This window comes from Planobispora longispora (assembly GCF_016863135.1).
Lineage (GTDB): Bacteria > Actinomycetota > Actinomycetes > Streptosporangiales > Streptosporangiaceae > Planobispora > Planobispora longispora.
On sequence record NZ_BOOH01000078.1, the window covers coordinates 16,993 to 35,686 of the forward strand.

General features: G+C 71.4%; 18 protein-coding genes. 13 read left to right on the forward strand and 5 right to left on the reverse strand.

The window, feature by feature from the left end; genetic code table 11:
* Positions 1-313 precede the first annotated feature (313 nt).
* The 7 genes from Plo01_RS39095 to Plo01_RS39125 all read left to right on the forward strand — a co-directional run bounded on the left by Plo01_RS39095 (position 314) and on the right by Plo01_RS39125 (position 5,649).
* Complete coding sequence (locus tag Plo01_RS39095) at positions 314-1,747, forward strand: MFS transporter (protein ID WP_203895856.1); 1,434 nt, start codon at positions 314-316, stop codon at positions 1,745-1,747.
* A 253-nt stretch (positions 1,748-2,000) separates the two neighbouring features.
* A complete protein-coding gene (locus tag Plo01_RS39100) occupies positions 2,001-3,080 on the forward strand; it encodes a protein-glutamate methylesterase/protein-glutamine glutaminase (RefSeq protein WP_203895857.1) in 1,080 nt (359 codons plus the stop codon).
* Positions 3,081-3,084: 4 nt separating this feature from the next.
* Positions 3,085-3,930: a CheR family methyltransferase gene (locus Plo01_RS39105; RefSeq protein WP_203895858.1), complete on the forward strand. Its 846-nt coding sequence runs from the start codon at positions 3,085-3,087 to the stop codon at positions 3,928-3,930.
* Positions 3,931-3,947: 17 nt separating this feature from the next.
* Positions 3,948-4,325: a response regulator gene (locus Plo01_RS39110; protein WP_203895859.1), complete on the forward strand. Its 378-nt coding sequence runs from the start codon at positions 3,948-3,950 to the stop codon at positions 4,323-4,325.
* Positions 4,322-4,783, forward strand: a complete 462-nt coding sequence (locus Plo01_RS39115) for a chemotaxis protein CheX (RefSeq protein ID WP_203895860.1) — start codon at positions 4,322-4,324, stop codon at positions 4,781-4,783. The genes Plo01_RS39110 and Plo01_RS39115 overlap by 4 nt, the downstream gene beginning before the upstream one ends.
* A 14-nt stretch (positions 4,784-4,797) precedes the next feature.
* On the forward strand, positions 4,798-5,160 hold the full coding sequence (locus tag Plo01_RS39120) for a response regulator (RefSeq protein ID WP_203895861.1): 363 nt from the start codon (positions 4,798-4,800) through the stop codon (positions 5,158-5,160).
* 9 nt (positions 5,161-5,169) lie between these two features.
* Positions 5,170-5,649 carry a hypothetical protein gene (locus tag Plo01_RS39125; RefSeq protein ID WP_203895862.1) on the forward strand — a complete coding sequence of 160 codons (480 nt, stop codon included), beginning with the start codon at positions 5,170-5,172 and terminating at the stop codon, positions 5,647-5,649.
* Between the two features lie 115 nt (positions 5,650-5,764).
* Here Plo01_RS39125 and Plo01_RS39130 read toward each other — a convergent pair whose 3' ends face one another.
* On the reverse strand, positions 5,765-6,589 hold the full coding sequence (locus tag Plo01_RS39130; RefSeq protein WP_203895863.1) for a hypothetical protein: 825 nt from the start codon (positions 6,587-6,589) through the stop codon (positions 5,765-5,767).
* A 156-nt stretch (positions 6,590-6,745) separates the two neighbouring features.
* Here Plo01_RS39130 and Plo01_RS39135 point away from each other — a divergent pair, with 156 nt between their 5' ends.
* Positions 6,746-7,168 (forward strand): DUF6157 family protein, encoded by a 423-nt coding sequence (locus tag Plo01_RS39135; RefSeq protein ID WP_203895864.1) that lies wholly within the window; start codon positions 6,746-6,748, stop codon positions 7,166-7,168.
* 42 nt (positions 7,169-7,210) lie between these two features.
* Here the strand turns inward: Plo01_RS39135 and Plo01_RS39140 are convergent, their stop codons facing one another.
* The 4 genes from Plo01_RS39140 to Plo01_RS39155 all read right to left on the reverse strand — a co-directional run bounded on the left by Plo01_RS39140 (position 7,211) and on the right by Plo01_RS39155 (position 12,886).
* Complete coding sequence (locus Plo01_RS39140; protein ID WP_203895865.1) at positions 7,211-8,794, reverse strand: methyl-accepting chemotaxis protein; 1,584 nt, start codon at positions 8,792-8,794, stop codon at positions 7,211-7,213.
* 85 nt (positions 8,795-8,879) lie between these two features.
* Positions 8,880-9,974 (reverse strand): methyl-accepting chemotaxis protein, encoded by a 1,095-nt coding sequence (locus tag Plo01_RS39145; protein ID WP_203895866.1) that lies wholly within the window; start codon positions 9,972-9,974, stop codon positions 8,880-8,882.
* An 83-nt stretch (positions 9,975-10,057) separates the two neighbouring features.
* The gene (locus Plo01_RS39150; RefSeq protein WP_203895867.1) at positions 10,058-11,152 is read right to left on the reverse strand and encodes a sugar ABC transporter substrate-binding protein; all 1,095 of its coding nucleotides are present in this window, start codon (positions 11,150-11,152) and stop codon (positions 10,058-10,060) included.
* 72 nt (positions 11,153-11,224) lie between these two features.
* Positions 11,225-12,886 (reverse strand): methyl-accepting chemotaxis protein, encoded by a 1,662-nt coding sequence (locus Plo01_RS39155; RefSeq protein WP_203895868.1) that lies wholly within the window; start codon positions 12,884-12,886, stop codon positions 11,225-11,227.
* Between the two features lie 440 nt (positions 12,887-13,326).
* Between Plo01_RS39155 and flhA the strand changes: the two genes are divergently transcribed.
* The 5 genes from flhA to Plo01_RS39180 form a co-directional block, all read left to right on the forward strand.
* Positions 13,327-15,369 carry a flagellar biosynthesis protein FlhA gene (gene flhA, locus Plo01_RS39160; RefSeq protein ID WP_203895869.1) on the forward strand — a complete coding sequence of 681 codons (2,043 nt, stop codon included), beginning with the start codon at positions 13,327-13,329 and terminating at the stop codon, positions 15,367-15,369.
* Positions 15,347-16,660: a hypothetical protein gene (locus tag Plo01_RS39165; RefSeq protein WP_203895870.1), complete on the forward strand. Its 1,314-nt coding sequence runs from the start codon at positions 15,347-15,349 to the stop codon at positions 16,658-16,660. The genes flhA and Plo01_RS39165 overlap by 23 nt, the downstream gene beginning before the upstream one ends.
* Positions 16,657-17,295: a PilZ domain-containing protein gene (locus tag Plo01_RS39170; RefSeq protein ID WP_203895871.1), complete on the forward strand. Its 639-nt coding sequence runs from the start codon at positions 16,657-16,659 to the stop codon at positions 17,293-17,295. Before Plo01_RS39165 ends, Plo01_RS39170 begins: the two co-directional genes overlap by 4 nt.
* Before the next feature lie 10 nt (positions 17,296-17,305).
* The gene (locus tag Plo01_RS39175) at positions 17,306-17,656 is read left to right on the forward strand and encodes a hypothetical protein (RefSeq protein WP_203895872.1); all 351 of its coding nucleotides are present in this window, start codon (positions 17,306-17,308) and stop codon (positions 17,654-17,656) included.
* 161 nt (positions 17,657-17,817) lie between these two features.
* Positions 17,818-18,694 (forward strand): HAMP domain-containing protein (locus Plo01_RS39180; protein ID WP_203895873.1); only part of this gene is annotated, 877 nt, incomplete at its 3' end.

Below are 18,694 nucleotides of genomic sequence, written 5' to 3' on the forward strand. Positions count from 1 at the left end.
CTCCTCCAGACCGCCGGACCCCCTCCCCGGCGGTCCGCGAGCCGCCCAGGACCCCGTCCCGGGCGGCTCGTGTCGTTCCCGGCCGGGCCCGGCCGCGGGGGGCGGTAGCGGTTCGGTTGCCGTACGCCCCCGGCTCCCGGAGGAGGGCCCCCGGCTGCCGATCCTCCTGCCGAGGACGACCGCCGGACCCCCGACGATCCGTACGAGCCCTACGGCCGTCCCGGACCTGACACGCGCCGGCCCGGCGCGGAACCGGCGGAGCCCGACACGACGCGACCTCTCGTCTGTGCGGACCAAGAGAGGAAGCATCACCGTGTCCCGAACCCCCGACATGCTGCGGGCCCTGCGGCACCGTAACTACCGCCTGTGGGCGGGCGCGGACTTCCTGTCGGTGGCCGGAACCTGGATGCAGGTCCTGGGCGTCAACTGGCTCCTGCTGTCGATCTCCCACTCGGCCACCAGCCTGGGCTTCGGCCTGTTCCTGCAGTCGCTCCCCACCCTGCTGCTGGCTTTCGCCGGCGGCTCCCTCGCCGACCGGCTGCCCGCCCGCCCGCTGGTGCTGACCGGGCAGGCCCTGCACGGGCTGCTCGCCCTGGCGCTCGCCGTCATCGCCTTCGCCGGCGTGCAGAACGTCTGGCCGATCTACGCCGTCGCCCTGCTCGGCGGAATGGTGTCCGCCCTGGACGGCCCCGCCCTGGGGCGTTTCGGCGCGGAGGTCGTCGGCCCCGAGGACCTGTCCAACGGCCTGGCCCTCGGCTCGGTGATCAGCTCCGGCGGGCGCATCATCGGCATGGCGCTGGCCGGGGCGCTCATCCCGCTGACCGGCACCGGGACGCTCTTCCTGCTCAACGGGCTGAGCTTCGCGGGCGTCATCGCCGCGGTGCTGTGCATGCGCGCCGGCGAGATGCACCCCCTGCCGCGCGCCCGGGCCGCGGAGGTCGGGATCACCGCGGGTCTGCGCTACATCTCCCGCACCCGCTGGCTGCTCGTCCTGCTCGGCATGGCCTTCGTCCTGGGCGCCCTGGGCCGCAACTACCAGGTCACCATGGCCGCGATGAGCGAGGGACCGCTGGCCGCCGGCGCGACCGGCTACGGCGTCCTGTCCGTCGTCTTCGCCGTCGGCGCCGTCCTGGGCGGCCTGTACGCGGCCTCCCGGCCCCGCCTGACGTTCCGGATCCTGTTCGCCGCCGCCCTGATCACCAGCGTGGGCCAGGCGATCAGCGGAATCGTGCCCGGCCTGCTCGGCTTCGCCGTCATGTTGCTGCCGATCGCCGCCGCGGCGGTGGTCCTCGACACGACCGTGAGCACGCGCGCCCAGCTCGACACGGAGCCGACCATGCGGGGCCGCGTACTGGCCGCGCAGACGATGGTGGGAGCGGCCTCGGGCGCGGTCGGCGGCCCGGTGCTCGGGATGCTCTGCGACACCCTGGGGCCCCGCGAGGCCCTCGTCCTGGCCGGAGTGATCACCACCGTGGTGGCCTTCACCGCCGCCGTGCTGCTGGCGCGCTCGCTCGGGCGCACCTCCCCGGTCGCCGCCGCGATCGTCGCGCTGCGCGGTCCCGAGGGCATCCGAGGAATCCGGGGCCTGCGGGGCGTCCGGCGGCCGTCCCCGGCCGGCCCCGCCCGCCGTCCGGCGGTCTCCCGGAGTGTCCGGCCCGGAGACGCCCCGCGGGCCTCCAGGGCGCTCCCCCGTCCCGCCGTGCGCCGTTCCGCGCGCCGCATCCGACCGGAGAGGGCGCTGTTCTAGGGCCGGGACAGGCCTTCGCGCGCGCCGTACCCGACCGGTGAGACCGGAGAGAGAACCGTAGAGCGACGATAGCTTTGTGAAGTTTTCTCATCACTCTGGGTATTCATGCTCCAAGTTCGGATGTTCCCAGATGGGCGGGCGCAGAAGTCCTTATAAGTCCGATGAATCCTCATCCTTCCGCCCGATCTGTCGATAAGGAGCGCGATGGACGGGCGGTGACAAAAGTCCCGCTTCTGGCACAGGAGGCACTCGCGTGGTATCAGTTCTGGTGGTCGACGACTCGGTCGTCGTCCGGCGTCTGATTGTCGACGCGCTGAGTGAGGATCCTGGCATCCAGGTGGTCGGCACCGCGCCCAACGGCAAGGTGGCCCTTTCCAAGATCGACATGTTGAAGCCGGACATCGTCACGCTCGACATCGAGATGCCGGTCATGGACGGTCTGACCACCATCAAGGAGATTCGGAAGGTCCACCCTCGCCTCCCGGTCATCATGTTCAGCACGCTGACCTCGGTCGGCGCGTCGGCCACCCTGGAGGCCCTGGCCTCGGGCGCCAGCGACTACGTGACCAAGCCGGCCAACGTCGGCAGCGTCGCGGAGTCGATCAAGAGCGTGCGGGAGCAGATCATCCCCCGCATCTACGCGCTGTGCAAGGTCGGCGCTCCGGCACGCGGGGCCGTCAGGCCCGCCCCCTCCGCCCCGGTCTCGCTGGCCCGCACGCCCGCCGGCGGGGCCGGCGCGCCCCAGATCGTGGCCGTGGGATGCTCCACCGGCGGTCCGGACGCCCTGTCCAAGGTGGTCAGCGCGCTCCCTGCGACGTTCCCGCTGCCGATCGTGGTGGTGCAGCACATGCCGCAGGTGTTCACCAAGATGTTCGCCGAGCGGCTCGACCGCGCCGCGCGGCTGAAGGTCGTCGAGGCCCAGGCCGGCATGCCGGTGCAGGCCGGAACGGTGTACATCGCGCCCGGCGACTACCACATGGAGGTCGTACGGCGCGGCGGCGGCGTCTCCACCAACCTGCAGCAGGGACCGCCCGAGAACTTCTGCCGCCCCGCCGTGGACGTGCTGTTCCGCTCGGTCGCCGCGGTGTACGGCGGAGCGACCCTGGCCGTGATCCTGACCGGGATGGGCCAGGACGGCAAGCGCGGCAGCGAAGGGCTGGTGGCGAAGGGGGCCGAGGTCGTCGCCCAGGACGAGGCCACCTCGGTGGTCTGGGGCATGCCCGGAGCCGTCGCCACCGCGGGACTGGCCCACTCCGTTCTCCCGCTGAACGAGATTTCCAACCATCTAATCAACCGTGTGGCCGGCGGCCGCACGGCCAGGTCCCGAGGATGACCCGATGGCTCTAACCCAACAGGAGTTCGCCTTCGTAAGCGGGCTCGTCCGGCGCGAGGCGGCGATCGTCCTCGAACCAGGCAAGGAATATCTGGTAGAGGCGCGGCTGCTGCCTCTGGCCCGGCGGACCGGCACCGTCTCGGTGTCGGAGTTCGTCGCGCGGGCCCAGCGGGAGCGCGCGCTCGCCGACCAGATCGTCGACGCTCTGACCACCAACGAGACGTCGTGGCTGCGCGACCGTGAACCGTTCAGCGCGTTCACCGACGTCGTGCTGCCCGACCTGATGGAGCGCCGCTCCCCGACGCAGAAGCTGCGCGTCTGGTCGGCGGCGTGCTCCAGCGGGCAGGAACCGTACGGCCTGGCCATGCTGCTCGAGGAGAACCTCAGGAACAGCATGCAGTACGAGATCATGGCGACCGACATCTCCACCGAGATGCTGGAGCGCGCCAAGACCGGCCGCTACAGCCAGCTGGAGGTGAACCGGGGACTGCCCGTCCCCATGCTGGTGAAGTACTTCCAGCGGGCGGGCACGGAATGGCAGGCGAGCGACTCCCTGCGCCGCAACGTCTCCTTCCAGAAGGTGAACCTGGCGGCGCCCCTGCCGCCGGTCCAGCCCTTCGACGTGGTGTTCCTGCGCAACGTCCTGATCTATTTCGACCTTGAGACCAAGCGCTCCGTGCTGCGGCGCATCCGCAGCCTGATGCGCCCTGACGGCTGGCTCTTCCTCGGTGCAGCCGAGACCACCATCGGCATCGACGACGGCTACGAGCGAGTCGTCGCCGGACGCGCGTCGGCATACAGGCCGCGCGCCGCGACCACTGCGCCCATCAGCGCGACAAGGAAGGGGTGACCACCATGCCTACAGCTATGGTGATCGATGACAGCCGGGCGATGCGCCTCATTCTGCGTCGCATTGTCACGCAGCTGGGCTTCGAGGTGCAGGAAGCCGGCAACGGCAAGGAAGCTCTGGATCTGCTGGAAACACTGGATCCAGTGCCTCAGGTGGCGCTTATCGACTGGAACATGCCGGAGATGAACGGACTGGAGTTCGTCTCGGCGGTCCGCTCCCAGGAGCGGTTCCGGCAGATGACCCTGATGATGGTGACCACGGAGAGCGAGCACGGGCAGATCGTCCGCGCCCTCGCCGCCGGGGCGCACGAGTACGTCATCAAGCCCTTCACGCCTGAGGCCATCGCAGAGAAGCTGGCCCTCCTGGGCCTCGTACCGAGCGGAACCATGTCATGACCTCACCCACGATCGACGATCTCCAGGCCATCACCGAGCAGGTCTGGCTGTCCTACCTCGACCCCGAGGGGGTCACGCCCTTCCTCCCGTCGGAGCAGGGCCCCGGCATGCCCTGCGTGATCGCGACGGTCTCCGTGACGGGCGCCTGGGACGGGCACGTCGTCATGTCCTTCTCCCAGAAGGCCTCGCGGCTGTCGGCCTCGGCCCTGCTGGGCATGGAGGAGGAGGAGGTCTCCGTCGACGACGTCGCCGACGCGGTCGGCGAGCTCGTCAACGTGATCGGGGGGAACGTCAAGAGCCTTTTGCCTGACGGTTCCCTGCTCTCCCTCCCCCACGTGGCCACAATCGACGAGGGCGTCAACAAGTGGCCCGCCGCGGTCGAGGTTTGCCGTCTGCAGGGCAGCTGGCAGAACGAGCCGATTGCGATCACCGTGTTGACCAGCAAGAGCTCTGGGTAAGGAGACCTCACATCATGAAGATTCTCATCGCAGACGACAGCCGGGTCATGCGTCAGATCGTCACACGCACCCTGCGGCAGGCCGGTTTCAGCGGGCACGAGCTCATCGAGGCGGCCGACGGCCGTGAGGCGCATGATCTCGTCATCGCCCAGAAGCCCGACCTGGTGCTCTCAGACTGGAACATGCCCGAAATGACCGGCATTGAGGTTCTGCGGGCGCTGCGAGCCGGCGGGGTGGACGTGCCGTTCGGGTTCGTCACCTCCGAGGGCACCGACGAGATGCGGAAGATGGCTGAGGAGGCCGGTGCGCTCTTCCTGATCACCAAGCCGTTCACCGCGGACAACTTCACCGACGTCCTCGGTCCGATCCTGGGGTAAAGGCCTGCCATGTCGACACTTCCGGTCCCGAAGGACGTCAAGGACCTGTTCGAGGATATGCTCGGCCGCCCCGTCACGGTGGGCGTGACCGACCCCGCGGTCGCCGCCGACCTGAACAAGGCGGTGGTCGCCCTCTACGTCGACAACGCACGCAAGCTGACAGCTGTGGTGGGCATGGACCTGAAACTGTCCTCCTTCGCGGGGGCGGCCATCGGCCTGATCCCGCAGGGCGGCGCCGAGGCGTCCATCGAAGACGGTGAGCTGACCCCGATGCTGGCGGACAACGTCAGAGAGGTCTGCAACATCATCACCGGCCTGCTCAACCAGCTCGACCTGCCCCACCTGAAGCTCTACGAGGCGTACATGCCGGGACAGGCCGCCCCCACGGACGCCACGGCCCGCCTGCTGGCCCTCGGCGCCCGCCTCGACCTGGTGGTCGAGATCGGCGGGTACGGCAAGGGCAAGTTCTGGCTCTCCCTGGCCGGCTGATCGGCCCGCAGCCCGGCCGGACAGGGAGTCTCAACTCCAAGGCGCCGTCCCCTCCCGCGAGGGGGCGGCGCTTCGGCGTGTCCCGGCTCCCGCCGTGCCGTACGGCTCGCGACGGCTAGGACGGACTCGCCGAGCCGGCGGACTGGTGGGCGGTGGCCAGGCGGGCGGTGCGGGTCAGGAGAGCGCGCAGCGGGTGGCCGCCGGGCAGGGCCGTGACGGCCGGAGCTGCGGCGAGGTCGGCCAGGAGCAGGCGGAGCCGGGCGGCCAGGTGGCGGGTCCGGGTGAGATAGGCGGGGTCGCGGGGACCGGCGGGGACGCGGGCGAGGGACTCGGCCAGCTCGTCGAAGGATTCGGCCAGCTCGGGATCCGGGACGGAGCTCGCGTCCGGGGCCGCGTGACCGGAGGCGGGAGCAGGGGCGGCGGTGAGCGGATCGCGGTGCGCCAGCAGCCGCGCGGTGCACTCCAGCAGGGCGGCGGCGTTGCGGTCCAGCCAGGCCCGCTCCCGCGACTCGGCGCGCCGGGCGGCCCGCTCGGCGACCTCGCTGCGCGGCGCGCCCCGCTCGGCGGCGGCGTGGCGGAGCAGGCGGTGCTGTACGGCCTGGCGCGAGCGGAGCCCCAGGGCGGCCGCCATCTCCCCCAGGCTCAGCCCGGACTCGACCCCCAGGGACAGCAGCCGGTGTTCGATCCGGTCCAGGCGGCCGGGCAGGGCCGGGACCGCGCGGCGGCCGTACTCCAGCAGGACGAGGGCGTCCAGTACGTCGCGCCGGAGCACCTCGGCGGGGACGCGCCGGTGGGCGGCGACGTAGGCGGCCACCTCCAGCGGCCCGTCGGGCAGCGTCTCCAGGTCGGGGTCGTCGCAGCGGGCGCGGCGGGCGATGATCTCCTCGACGCGGCGCAGCGCCTCGGACTCCGGAACGGCGCGGGAGGTTCTCGTGGGCACCGTCAATACTGTATTGACGGCAGGGTTCCGGCGCCACGGCGAGGCCGTCGTGTCGCCGCGATCATCGGGTCGCCGGGTCTCGGCCGCGGCTGCCGTGTCTCAGGGAATTCGCTGCTTTCCTCCCTGAATGTCGCTCCTGTCGATCATCATGGCCGGGTGGACCTGAACTACTACGACACCCTCATCGCCGTCGCGGACGACTGCCCGGTCGATCACGCCGTGGAGCCGCCGCTGCGGGGCGCGAAGAAGACGGTCGCGCTGCTGCAGTTCGAGATGATCGACGCCGACCCGGGCGCTCTGACGCAGGAGGACGTGCTCTTCGAGAGCTGGCTGCGGCGGCAGGAACCGGCGGAACGGTCGCAGGCCGAGCGTGAGGAGCTGCGCGCGCAGTTCTTCGCCAAGCCGCAGGCGTGCCTGCGGGCCTCGCCCCTGCCCAAGCAGTACGGCTGGGGCCTGCTCTTCGACCAGATGGGCCGGGTACGGCTGTGCCCGATGGAGTCGGAGGAGTACCGGCGCATCGTCGCGGGGGAGGCGGGAGAGGTGAAGGTCCTCAAGGCGATGCGGTCCCGGCGGGCCTAGGCGGTCCCGCCGGACCCGGAACGTCAGGCGCGGCGGGACCGGTCAGAAGCGGAAGCGGCCGACCAGACGGCGCAGCTCACCGCTCATCGTGGCGAGCGCGTCGGCCGACTGCTTCGACTGCTCGGCGCCGAGGCGGGTGCGCTCCACGACGGCGGAGACCCCGGAGATGCTGGTGGCGATCTGGGAGCTGCCGCCCGCGGCGCTGGAGACGCCGCGGTTCATCTCGCCGGTGGTGGCGGTCTGCTCCTCCACCGCGCTGGCGATGGTCTGCTGCGCCTCGCTGATCCTGCCGATCACCTCGGCGATCTGGGCGATCGCGGTCACCGCGTCGGCGGTGTCGTTCTGGATGGCCTCCACCCGCTTGGAGATGTCCTCGGTGGCCTTGGCGGTCTCCTGGGCCAGGTCCTTGACCTCGCCGGCGACCACCGCGAAGCCCTTGCCGGCGTCGCCGGCGCGGGCGGCCTCGATGGTGGCGTTGAGGGCCAGCAGGTTGGTCTGCTCGGCGATCGAGGTGATCAGCTTGACCACGTTGCTGATCTGCGCGGACGACTCCCCGAGGCGGGCGACGGTCTTGGTGGCCTCGCCGACCTTGGCGACCGTCGCGTCGGCGACGCCCGCGGCGGCGGAGGTGTTGCGGGAGATCTCGGCGATCGACGCCCCCATCTCCTCCGAGCCCCCGGCCACGCTCTCCAGGTGGCGCGAGACGTCCTCGGCGGCGGAGGCGACCGACTGGACCTGGGCGGAGGCCTCGGCGGAGTCGCCGTTGAGGCTCTCGGCCAGCCCGTTCAGGCCGTCGGCGGCGCGGGCGACCTCGTCGGTGTTGCCGGCGATGCCGCGCAGGGTGCCGGCGATCCGCTCCAGCGCCTCGTCCAGCGCCGCGCTCATACGGCCGAGCTCGTCGCCGCGGTCGATGCCCAGGCGCGGGGTCAGGTCACCGGCGGCGACCTTCTCCAGGACGCTCACGACCCGCTCGGCGGGCTTGCGCACCGAGCGGGTGAGCAGGACGGCGCACGCCCCGCCGAGCAGGACGGCGATGCCGGCCAGCAGACCGGCGCGCCGGTCGGCCGCGTCGCGGCTGTCGGCCAGGGTGGCGAGGTGGGCGTTGCGCTCGCCCAGGACCGAGGCGTCGAAGGCCGCCGCGGCGTCCATGGCCTTGATGTAGGCGGGGGCCTCGACGACGTTGCTCAGCCGGACGGCCTCCTCGCGGTCACCGGACCGCATGGCCTCCCACACCTGGGCGTCGATCCGGTCGAACTCCTCGAACCCCTCGCGGATCGTGGCGGCGGCCGCACTCTGCTCCCCGGCCGCGGCCGTCGCCTCGGCCTGCTCGACCAGGTCGACGACCTTGTCCCGGGCGCCGAGGAAGAACTCGCGCTTGGCGTCCCTGGAGGCCTCGGAGGCCGTGTAGGCGGTCTGCAGGCCGTACATGTCGGAGAAGCGGAACTGCAGCAGCGCCACCATCCGGGCCTTGGGGTCGATCTCCTCGGCCACCCGGCGCGCCTGCTCGTTGAGGTCGCTGCGGACCGTGAAACCGTCGGCGACGACCACGATCATCAGTGCCAGGACAATGCCGAATCCGGCTCGAAGCTTCCAGCCGAGGGACAGATCACGGATGAACCGACGCATTGTGGCACCTTGCTATGAGGCGAGAGATATTTCTCACTTCATCGGCACTCATCCTCGACAGTTGAGGATGAGTGCCGGGTGCGGGTCAGTTTCGGCCGGTCACCGCGGCGTCGGCGACCTCGGTGAGCCGGGCGGACTGGTCCCTCAGCTTCTCGGCGGCGGTGAGCACGGTCTCGGCGGCCTGGGCCGCCGCCTGACCGGCGCCCGCGACCGTGGCCATCCCGCGTGACATCTCCGCGCTGGTGGCGCTCTGCTCCTCCACCGCCGCGGCGATCAGCGTCTGCTGCTCGGCGACGGCGTCGATCAGGCTGGCGATGCCGGAGATCCCGGCGGCGGCCTGGGTGCTCTCCGCCTGGATGCCGTCGATCATGTCGGTGATCTGCGCGGTCGCCTCCGCCGTACGGGCGGCCAGGTCCTTGACCTCGCTGGCCACGACCGCGAAGCCCTTGCCCATCTCGCCGGCGCGGGCCGACTCGATGGTGGCGTTCAGGGCGAGCAGCTTGGTCTGCTCGGCGATCTCGGTGATCAGCTTGGTGATGCTGCCGATCTGCCGGCTGGACTCCTGCAGCTGCTCCATCCGGCGCGTGGCGTCGCGCGCGGACTCCACCGCCGTCGCGGTGCTGGCGGCGGCGCTGCTGACTCCCTGGGAGATCTCCTGGATGCTCCCGGTCAGCTCGGTGGAGCTGTGCGAGACGGTCTCCGCCTGGCTCGCGCTGTCGCCGGCGGTGCGCGCCAGCTCGTCGCCGGCCTCGGCCAGGAGGGCACTGGTCGCGACGAGCTCCTGGCTCAGGGTCCGCACGGCCTGGTCGCCGCGTACCCGCTCCGTGGCGTCCTCCCAGGTCACGATGTATCCGCCGGGAATCCGGTCGAAGCCCAGCGACCCGTAGGTCGTCGCGCCGTCGACCTCCAGGTTGGACAGCGCGGTGTACGGGAAGGAGGACGCCTTGCGCAGGTGGGTCTTGAGGCTCTCGGCCAGCATCATCAGCGCCTCGATCCCGTAGGCGGCGACCGTGTCCTGCATGAGCTTGTCGGCCGCCTGGTTGCGGTACAGGACGTCGCCGGTCTCGTTGACGATCAGCAACACCGCGGGGGCCTTGTCCAGCGCCGCCATCAGCGCCTCGCGGGACTGCAGCGCCGGATGGACGTCCGTGCCTGCCCGACGGGACCGCCACCATTTCATGTCTTTAGCTCCTCTGATTAGTTCTTCTACACGAATCGGCGGCATCGGCCCGGAACTGAGCGGCTTGCCCCCGCGGCGGCGGATCAGCCGATGCCCGCCGCCGAGCACGCCTCGGCGTAGGCGCCGGCGCACAGCGCGCCGGGGGTGACGTAGCCGTCCCGGATCACGGTCTCCTCGATGTTGTCCTTGGTGACGGTGACCGGGTCGAGCAGCAGGGACGGCACGCCGCCGGCGCCGTTGTCCACGCTGCCGCCGACCTCCGGACGCCCGCCGCGGAGCAGTTCGAAGGCCAGCTCGGCGGTCTTCTCCGCCTCCAGGCGCACCGCCTTGTACACGGTCATGTGCTGGCTGCCGGCGAGGATGCGCTGGAGCGCGGCGACCTCGGCGTCCTGCCCGGTGACCGGCACGGCGGGCAGCCCGGCGGCGCGCATCGCCTTGATCGCGCCGCCCGCCGTGCCGTCGTTGGCCGCGTAGACGCCGACCAGCTCACGCCCGCCCAGGGACTTCAGCGTGCGCGCGGTCCACGCCTCGGCGTTGGCGGGGTCCCACTCGGGGGTGTCGAACTCGGCGGCGACGCGGACCTCGCCGTCCAGGGTCTCGTGCGCGCCCTTCTTGAAGAGGGTGGCGTTGTTGTCGGTCGGCGAGCCGTTGATCCACAGGATCTCTCCGGTGCGGGCCCTGCCGCCCAGCGCGGACAGCAGCGCCTCGGCCTGCAAACGGCCGACCTTCGCGTTGTCGAAGGAGACGTAGTAGTCGACGGGCGTGCCGAGCACCAGGCGGTCGTAGGAGACGACCGGCACGTCGCGGTCGTGGGCCAGTTCGACGATCTTCGCGGCGGCGGTGCTGTCGACGGGCGTGAGCACCAGGACCTTGGCGCCCTCCGCCAGGGCGTCCTCGGCCTGGGAGAGCTGCTCGGCGGCGTCCTGGCCGGCGTTGCGGTAGTCGATCTCGCAGGCGGGGCAGAGCTGCTTGAGCCGCTGAGAGAAGTACGGCGCGTCCGCCGCGTCGTAGCGGCTCGCGGCCCGCTCGGGCAGCAGCAGCGCCACCCGGCCTGAGGGCTTGGCGGCGGCGGCCGCGTCGTCGCCGCCGGACCCCGGCAGGATGCCGCAGCCGGTCAGGACGGCGCCCGCGACCACGGCGGCCGTCACCGCGGCCGCCACACGTCGGTATGTGCGCATTGTCGTCTCCGTTCGGGGGCCGGCGGTCGGCCGGGCCGGTAGGTGAGGCCGGATACGGCCGCCGGTGGGTGATCAGTAGGTGAAGCGGGACACGAGCGTGCGCATCCGCGCGGCCATGCCCGCGAGCTCCCCGACGGCGTCGGTGGTGCTGTCCACGCCCTGGCCGGTCAGGAGGGTGGCGGCGGCGACGCCGCCGATGTTGGCGGCGATGCCGCTGGAACCGGCGGCGGCCTCGGAGACGCTGTGGCTCATCGTCTGGGTGGTCGCCGCCTGCTCCTCGACGGCGGCGGAGACGGTCTCCTGGAACTGGCTGATCTGCGTGATCACCTCGGTGATCTCGCTGATCGCGCGGACCGCGGCGTCGGTGTCGGACTGGATGGCCTGCACCCGGCGGCCGATGTCCTCGGTGGCCTGCGCCGTCTCCTGGGCCAGTTCCTTGACCTCGGAGGCGACGACCGCGAAGCCCTTGCCGAACTCGCCCGCCCGGGCGGCCTCGATGGTGGCGTTGAGGGCCAGCAGGTTGGTCTGCTGCGCGATGGAGGTGATGGTCTTGACGACGTCGCCGATCTCGGCGCTGGAGGCGCCCAGCTGGCCGATGGTCTCGTTCGCCGAGGCCGCGATGTCCACCGCCCGGGCGGCGACCTGGGTCGCCTCGGTCGTGTTGCGGGCGATCTCCTGGATGGAGGCGCCCATCTCCTCGGCGCCGGCCGCGACCGCCGCCACGTGCGAGCTGACCAGGTCCGCGGCGTCGACGACCCCGTCGGCGCGGCCGGAGGCGTCCTGCGCGCTGGACTTCATCTGGCTGCTGATCGCCGACAGCTCCTCGGCCGCGGCGGCCAGCGACTCGGAGTTCTCCCCGAGGGTGCGGACGGCGTCGCGGGTGCTGGCGGTCGCGACCGACAGCGCCATGGCCATCTCGCCCACCTCGTCGCGCTGCACGGACTCCACCTGCGCGGTGAGGTCGCCCGCGGCCACGGCCTGCAGGACGTCGTGCACGCGCCGGATCGGCCGGACGATCAGGCCGGAGATGTAGCGGCTGAGCGCGAGGGCGACGCCCAGCCCGGCCACCAGGGCCACGATCATGACGGTGCGCGCCGTGTCGTGCGCCGACCGCGCCTCGGCCGCCGCGGCGGCGCCGCTGGCCTGCTCGTACCGGAGCAGCTCGTCCAGGGCGGTCATCGCGTTGGCGCTGGTGATCTGCCCGTCACCGAGGTAGGCCTGCTGGAACGCGGCCCGGTCGCCGGACTCGGCCAGGGGCAGGAGCCGGTGCTCCAGGATGGCGTGGTAGGCCGACCACCAGATGTCGAACCGGTCGACCAGCTCCCGCTGGGCGGCCTCGTCCACCGAGGCGCGGTAGGTCTCCAGCGCCTTCCCGAGCTGCTCGCCGGCCGTGTCGATCTCGTCGCGGAAGGACGTCCTGGCGACCTCTCCGTCGGACAGGGCCACGTTCGCGATGCCGTTCTGGACGCGCAGCGCCGCCGAGTTGATCATCGTCAGCTGGGCGGACGGCTCCAGGTTGCCGCGGTGGATGTCCTCCACGCGCTGGTCGACGCTGCGGAGCCCGGACAGGCCGACCGCCGCCACGACCGCCGCCGCGGAGCAGCCCAGCGCCACCAGCAGCAGCAGCTTGCGCGAGATGGGCATGTTCGCCACGATCCGCAGCTTCCCGCCACGGGCCTCGTCCTCCGGTGACCCAGCCGTCGGCGTGGTCACCTCGCCGGAGATGTCGCTCATCGGCGCCGTACCCCTTTTCGATCATCGCCGGCATCCGTGCGCGGCTGCTGTGCGATCGGGTGTCAGGGGCGCCGGCTGAGAGTTTCCTCGTGTGGGATCGGCCACCCGGCGACCCGGCCAGGACACGACTGGGCAACGGCGATCGGATCCGGCTAATCCTCACCCGGTTCCTGCCGATCGGGGGCACGAGATCGCCGGGGCCCGTACCGGCTGAGCCGCGCCGTGCCGATCGGGGCACGAAGATCGCCGGAGTCCCCACCGGCCGAGCCGCGCCGCGCCCGCTGGGTGCCGCGGCCCTTCGCCATGCCTTTTTTCTCGATTGCCGGTGAAAAACCTTAAGAGGTTCCCGGGGCGGCCGATGGGAGAGGTCGCCAGGACGGCATGCGTGGTCACGGAGCAGACCTGCGGAATCGTTCCATGCCAGAAGCGGAGGGGGCATCTTGCCCAAGGGCCTGAGCCAGCTGGCCGTTCCGATCGGCGTCGTCATGATCGTCGTGATGATGGTCGTCCCGATGCCGACGGTCCTGCTCGACATGCTCATCGCCGCCAACATCACGATCGCCCTGATCGTGGTCGTGGTCAGCATGAACGTGAAGAGGCCGTTGGAGTTCTCCTCGTTCCCCGCACTCCTGCTCGTCCTGACCCTGTTCCGGCTGGCGCTGAACATCAGCGCGACCCGGCTCGTGCTGGTCGACGGCTACGCCGGGAAGGTCATCGAGGCCTTCGGCCACTTCGTCGTCGGCGGCTCCCTCATCGTCGGAATCGTGATCTTCACGATCCTGATCATCATTCAGTTCATCGTCATCACCAAGGGCGCCGAGCGCGTCGCCGAGGTCGGCGCGCGCTTCACCCTCGACGCCATGCCCGGCAAGCAGATGGCCATCGACGCCGACCTCAACGCCGGTCTCATCGACGAGGCCGAGGCGCGCAAGCGCCGCCACGAGGTCACCGCCGAGGCCGACTTCTACGGCTCGATGGACGGTGGTTCGAAGTTCGTCAAGGGCGACGCCATCGCCGCCATCATCATCACCGTCATCAACCTCCTCGGCGGGTTCGCCGTCGGCGTGTTCCAGAAGGGCATGCCGGCCGGCGAGGCCATCCAGGCCTACAGCCTCATGAGCATCGGTGACGGCCTGGTCTCCCAGATCCCCGCCCTGCTGCTGTCGGTCGCGACCGGCCTCATGGTCGCCCGGGCCAGCGGCGAGGGCGACATGGGCACCACGGTGACCAGCCAGCTCGGCGCGCAGAAGCGCGCGCTGCAGGTCGGCGGCGGCGCCGCCCTGGCCCTGGTCCTGATCCCGGGCCTGCCCAAGCTCCCCTTCCTCGTCATCGGCGGCATCGTCCTGTTCCTCGCCCAGCGGGTGCCCTCCGCACCGGACCAGCAGGCCGAGGAGACCGAGACCGCGATCGCCGGCCCGGCGCCCGACTCGCCCGAGTCGCTCATGGGAGAGATCCGGGTCGACCCGCTGGAGCTGGCGCTCTCCCCCGACCTCGTCGACCTGGTCGAGGCCGCCGGCGGAGACCTGCTCGACCGGGTGCGCGCGCTCCGCCGGAAGATCGCCATGGAGACCGGCGTCATCATGCCGCCGGTGCACACCCGCGACGACCTCGACCTGCCCCTGTCGACCTACGTGATCCGCGTCAACGGCGTGGAGGTCGCCCGCGGCCAGGCCCCGCCCGGCACCGCGCTGGCCATCGGCGAAGGGCTGGAGGGCCTGCCGGGCCGCGCCGGCCAGGAGCCGGTGTTCGGCCTGGAGGGCAAGTGGATCCCCGCCGAGCTGCGGCACCAGGCGGAGCTCCTCGGCGCGACGGTGGTCGACCGGGCATCGGTCATCATCACCCACCTGTCGGAGGCGGTGCGCTCCAACGCGGGTCGCCTGCTGGGCCGCGAGGACGTCCGCGCGCTGGTCGAGGCCGTACGGCGCACCCACCCGGTCGTGGTGGAGGAGCTCACCCCGGCGCTGATGGGCCTGGGACAGGTTCAGACGGTGCTGCAGGCCCTGCTCGACGAGGGCGTGTCCATCCGGGACCTGGTGCGCATCTTCGAGGCCCTCTCGCTGGCCGGGAAGAACACCTCGGACCCCGACGCGCTCTGCGAGGCCGTCCGCAACGCGCTGGGACCGGCCATCGCCGCCCAGCACGCCGAGCCGGCCGGAAGCCTGCCGGTCCTGACGCTGGACCCGAGGCTGGAGAACGCGCTGCTGGAGTCGCTGCGCCCCACCGACCAGGGCGTGCAGATCCTCATCGACCCCGTCCGGGCCGAGAGCCTGATCACACAGGCGAGCAGGCTCGCCGACAACGCCGAGCAGCAGGGGGTCGCCCCCGTCCTGGTCTGCTCACCCCAGCTGCGGATGCCGCTGCGCCGGCTGCTGAAGCTGGCCGCCCCCCGACTGCCCCTGCTGTCCTACACCGAAATTGCGGAATGCCCGTTCCGCGTGGAAACCCTGGGAGTTGTGACCGATGCCGAAGCGCTTGCTGCTTGAGGGAACCGACATCGAGGAGCTGCTGACCCAGGTTCGCAATGAGCATGGGCCGGACGTCTCCATCGTGTCGGCCGACCGGGTTCGCACCGGCGGATTCGCCGGGTTCTTCGCCCGCCAGCGTTACGAGCTGACCGTCGAGGTCAACGACGAGCCCGTCCGCCCGGCGCAGAGCTCCGCGCCCGCCCCGGCGCAGAGCCTCGCGGCGGCCCCGGCCGCCGAGCCGGTCTCCGCCGACCCGGTGGCCGCGCTCCTGGCCCGCGCCGAGGAGCAGGAGCGGCGGCTGGGCGCGTCCGTCGCCGGCCAGGACGCCGCCCGCCCGGTCGCCGTGGGCGCCCACAAGGGGCTCGTCCCCGCCGCCGCCGGCCTGGGCCAGACCGCCTCGCAGACCTTCCCCGCCCCCTCCGCCGTGGCGCAGGCCGTGCCCTTCCAGGCCCCCGCGGCCGCGTCCGAGAACTTCGTCGTCGAGTCCGGCGCGGAGAGCATGGCCTTCGCCGACATGCTGAAGGCGCTCCAGCGCGACGGCGCCGCCGCCCGCTCCAGCGCCCTGGTGGCGCGGACCTACCAGCCGCCGGCCGTCATCGAGGAGGAGCCCTCCGCCGGCGCGGTGCGCTCCTTCCAGGCGCCCGTCATCGAGCAGAAGCGGCCCTTCGTGCAGGGGCTGATCGAGCTCGGCATGCCCGAGGGCATGGCCCGCAAGGCCACCGAGTCCGACATGTACGGCGCGGTCAAGAACGCCCTGGCCGACCTGCCCGACGCCCCCGGCCTGCCGGGCAACCCCGGTGACGTGCTCGTCATCGTCGGCGAGGTCCACACCGCGCTCCGGCTGGCCAAGAAGGTCGCGCGCATCCTGAACGTGGGCGCCGGTCAGATCCTGCTGGCGGCCCGCTCCACCGCGGGCACCGACATCCACACCTCCCGCCGCCTGTCCGGCCCGCGGGCCGCCGCCCAGAAGGCGCGCAAGATCCACCGCGACGACGTGCCGTACGTGGTCGTCGTCGCCTCCACCCCCGAGGAGCGCAACGGCGAGTGGGCCGCCTCGGTCGCCGACTCGCTCGGCGCCACCGCCGTGTGGGCGGTCGTCGACGCGACCCGCAAGACCGCCGACACCGCGCGCCACCTGCGCTCGCTCGGCAAGGTGGACGCCATCGCGGTCAACGCCGTCGAGGCCACCGGCGACCCGGCCAGCGTCCTCCACCTGGACCTGCCCGTCGCCTACCTGGAGGACCGCCCCGCCGGCCGCCAGGCGTGGACCGCGCTGCTGTGCGAGCGACTGGAGGGGATGGAGCTGTGAGGTCCGTCCGCCTGCCCGATGTCAACGCGCTCGTGGAGCTCTCCCTGCCGGACGGCAGGTCCTATCCCACGCGCGTGGAGGACGCCGACGGGCTCGTGATCAAAGTGGCCGCACCGCGCGGCGTCGGCGACATCGACGTGCCGGTGCTGGGCAGCGCGGTGTCCCTGCACTGGACCGGCCCCCGCGGCCTCTACACCGCGCCCGGCACGCTCGCCGCGATCGAGCGCGACCGGGTCACCCTCTGGGCCGTCGAGGCCGACGGCAACGTGGACTACTACAGCCGGCGCACCGCCGTACGGGTGGCCGCCGGCGAACCGATCCGGCTGCTGGACCTCGCCGAGGGATCGGAGGTCTTCCACGGGCGGTTCGTGGACATCTCCGAGCGCGGCGTCCGCTGCCACGGGGCGGCGGCAGGGCTCTCCGTCGAGCAGCCCGTGCTGGTCAAGATGGTGCTGGACAACAACCTCCTGGCCCTGGAGGGCAGCGTGCTCACCGTGAGCGATCCCGAAGGGGACGACGTCACCACGGTGGTCATCTACGACCCGCCGGACGCCCAGGCGCAGGTGATCCGGCGTTACGTGCTCAATGCGCAGATCCGAGCGAGGAAGGCGGCCGCCGACAGTGCTGCTGGTTAACCCACTCACCTTGCTGATCGCCCTGGTCCTCGACGCTCCGGCGCTGTGGCACGCGTTCGTGCTGGAGGACCTCGACATCGCCACCGCCCTGGTCCGGTACCTGCTGGCCGTCCTCGTGAGCGGTCTCATGCTCTCGGTGGTCCGCCGCGTCACGGCTCCGTACGTGCAGGCAGACGACGGGAAGGCCGTGGAAGGCACGGTCACGACCCTCTCGGTCGACCGGGTGCCGCCCGGTGGCAGGAGGATGACCGACGCCGCCGATCCGGAGGCCGGTCCGGAGCTCCTGGAGCTCGAACCGACGCAGATCCAGTCCCCGCGGGCCGAAGTCGCCGCGCTTCCCCCGGCGGTCGCCGCCGAGTGACCCGTTGAGGGATCGTTCACTGATCGGTTGATCAGGTGATCCGGCTATCGGTGTGCCGTGAACGCCTCACTTCGAGGTGTGGGGTGCCGATTGGCGGACGTAAGCCCTATTTGTTCACTGCTGCCCCAGCAGCCCGCCGGTCTCCCTGGAAAGGACCGATTGTGACCGACCCGTCCGTAAAAACCACGCTTCCCGATGGGGACGCACGTCGTAACCCGCTGCTGGGATGGTTCGCCGACCGCCGGATCAACACCAAGATCCTGACCGCCGTGGCCGTCGTGGCCGTCATGGGCGGCGGCATCAGCGCGGTGGCGCTGAACCGCATGAGCGGGCTGAACGACGACATGAACCAGATCAAGGAAGCCAACGTCCAGCGGCTGACCCACCTGGTCGACACCCGCGGCCGGATGGCCGACATGTTCAACGTGAACATCGGCGTCGTCGCCATCCCCGACCCCGCGCTCAAGGCGCAGGCCGTGGAGAACCTGCGCAAGGCCACCGCCGATGTGACCGTGGCGTTCGAGCAGTACAAGACCCTGCCGTCCGCCTCGAAGGGCTGGCAGGAGAACGTCGCCGCCTTCGAGGAGAGCTGGGAGAAGTACCTGGTCCTGCGTGACGTCGTGCTGCTCGGCGGGAAGGCTCCGGCCGGGGTCGAGATCGCCACGGACACCGCGACGATCATCAAGCAGTTCAACGACGTGGCCGTCGAGATCAACACCGCCATGGACAACCTGGCGGCGGCCGAGCGGCAGGACGCCGCGGCGATGACCACCGCGGCCGCCGACGAGTACGAGAGCGCCCGCACCCAGATCCTGATGCTGCTGGCCGTGGGCCTGCTCCTGGCGCTGGGCCTGGCCCTGTTGGTGTCCCGGCTGATCGTGCGGCCGCTGGCCGACGTGTCCGGGATCCTGGGCGCGATGGCCAAGGGCGACCTGACCCAGAAGGTCAAGGTCACCTCCCGCGACGAGGTCGGCGAGATGGCGGTGGCGGTCAACCAGGCCACCGACTCGGTGCGTCAGGCGATCGAGGCCCTGGCCT

What these genes read in the sequence shown, in the direction of transcription:
- Plo01_RS39110 (WP_203895859.1), top strand. Translation starts at nt 3,948, where the DNA reads ATGGTGATCGATGACAGCCGGGCGATGCGCCTCATTCTGCGTCGCATT.
- Plo01_RS39155 (WP_203895868.1), bottom strand. Translation starts at nt 12,886, where the DNA reads ATGAGCGACATCTCCGGCGAGGTGACCACGCCGACGGCTGGGTCACCG.
- Plo01_RS39120 (WP_203895861.1), top strand. Translation starts at nt 4,798, where the DNA reads ATGAAGATTCTCATCGCAGACGACAGCCGGGTCATGCGTCAGATCGTC.
- Plo01_RS39165 (WP_203895870.1), top strand. Translation starts at nt 15,347, where the DNA reads ATGCCGAAGCGCTTGCTGCTTGAGGGAACCGACATCGAGGAGCTGCTG.
- Plo01_RS39125 (WP_203895862.1), top strand. Translation starts at nt 5,170, where the DNA reads ATGTCGACACTTCCGGTCCCGAAGGACGTCAAGGACCTGTTCGAGGAT.
- Plo01_RS39105 (WP_203895858.1), top strand. Translation starts at nt 3,085, where the DNA reads ATGGCTCTAACCCAACAGGAGTTCGCCTTCGTAAGCGGGCTCGTCCGG.
- Plo01_RS39150 (WP_203895867.1), bottom strand. Translation starts at nt 11,152, where the DNA reads ATGCGCACATACCGACGTGTGGCGGCCGCGGTGACGGCCGCCGTGGTC.
- Plo01_RS39140 (WP_203895865.1), bottom strand. Translation starts at nt 8,794, where the DNA reads ATGCGTCGGTTCATCCGTGATCTGTCCCTCGGCTGGAAGCTTCGAGCC.
- Plo01_RS39145 (WP_203895866.1), bottom strand. Translation starts at nt 9,974, where the DNA reads ATGAAATGGTGGCGGTCCCGTCGGGCAGGCACGGACGTCCATCCGGCG.
- Plo01_RS39115 (WP_203895860.1), top strand. Translation starts at nt 4,322, where the DNA reads ATGACCTCACCCACGATCGACGATCTCCAGGCCATCACCGAGCAGGTC.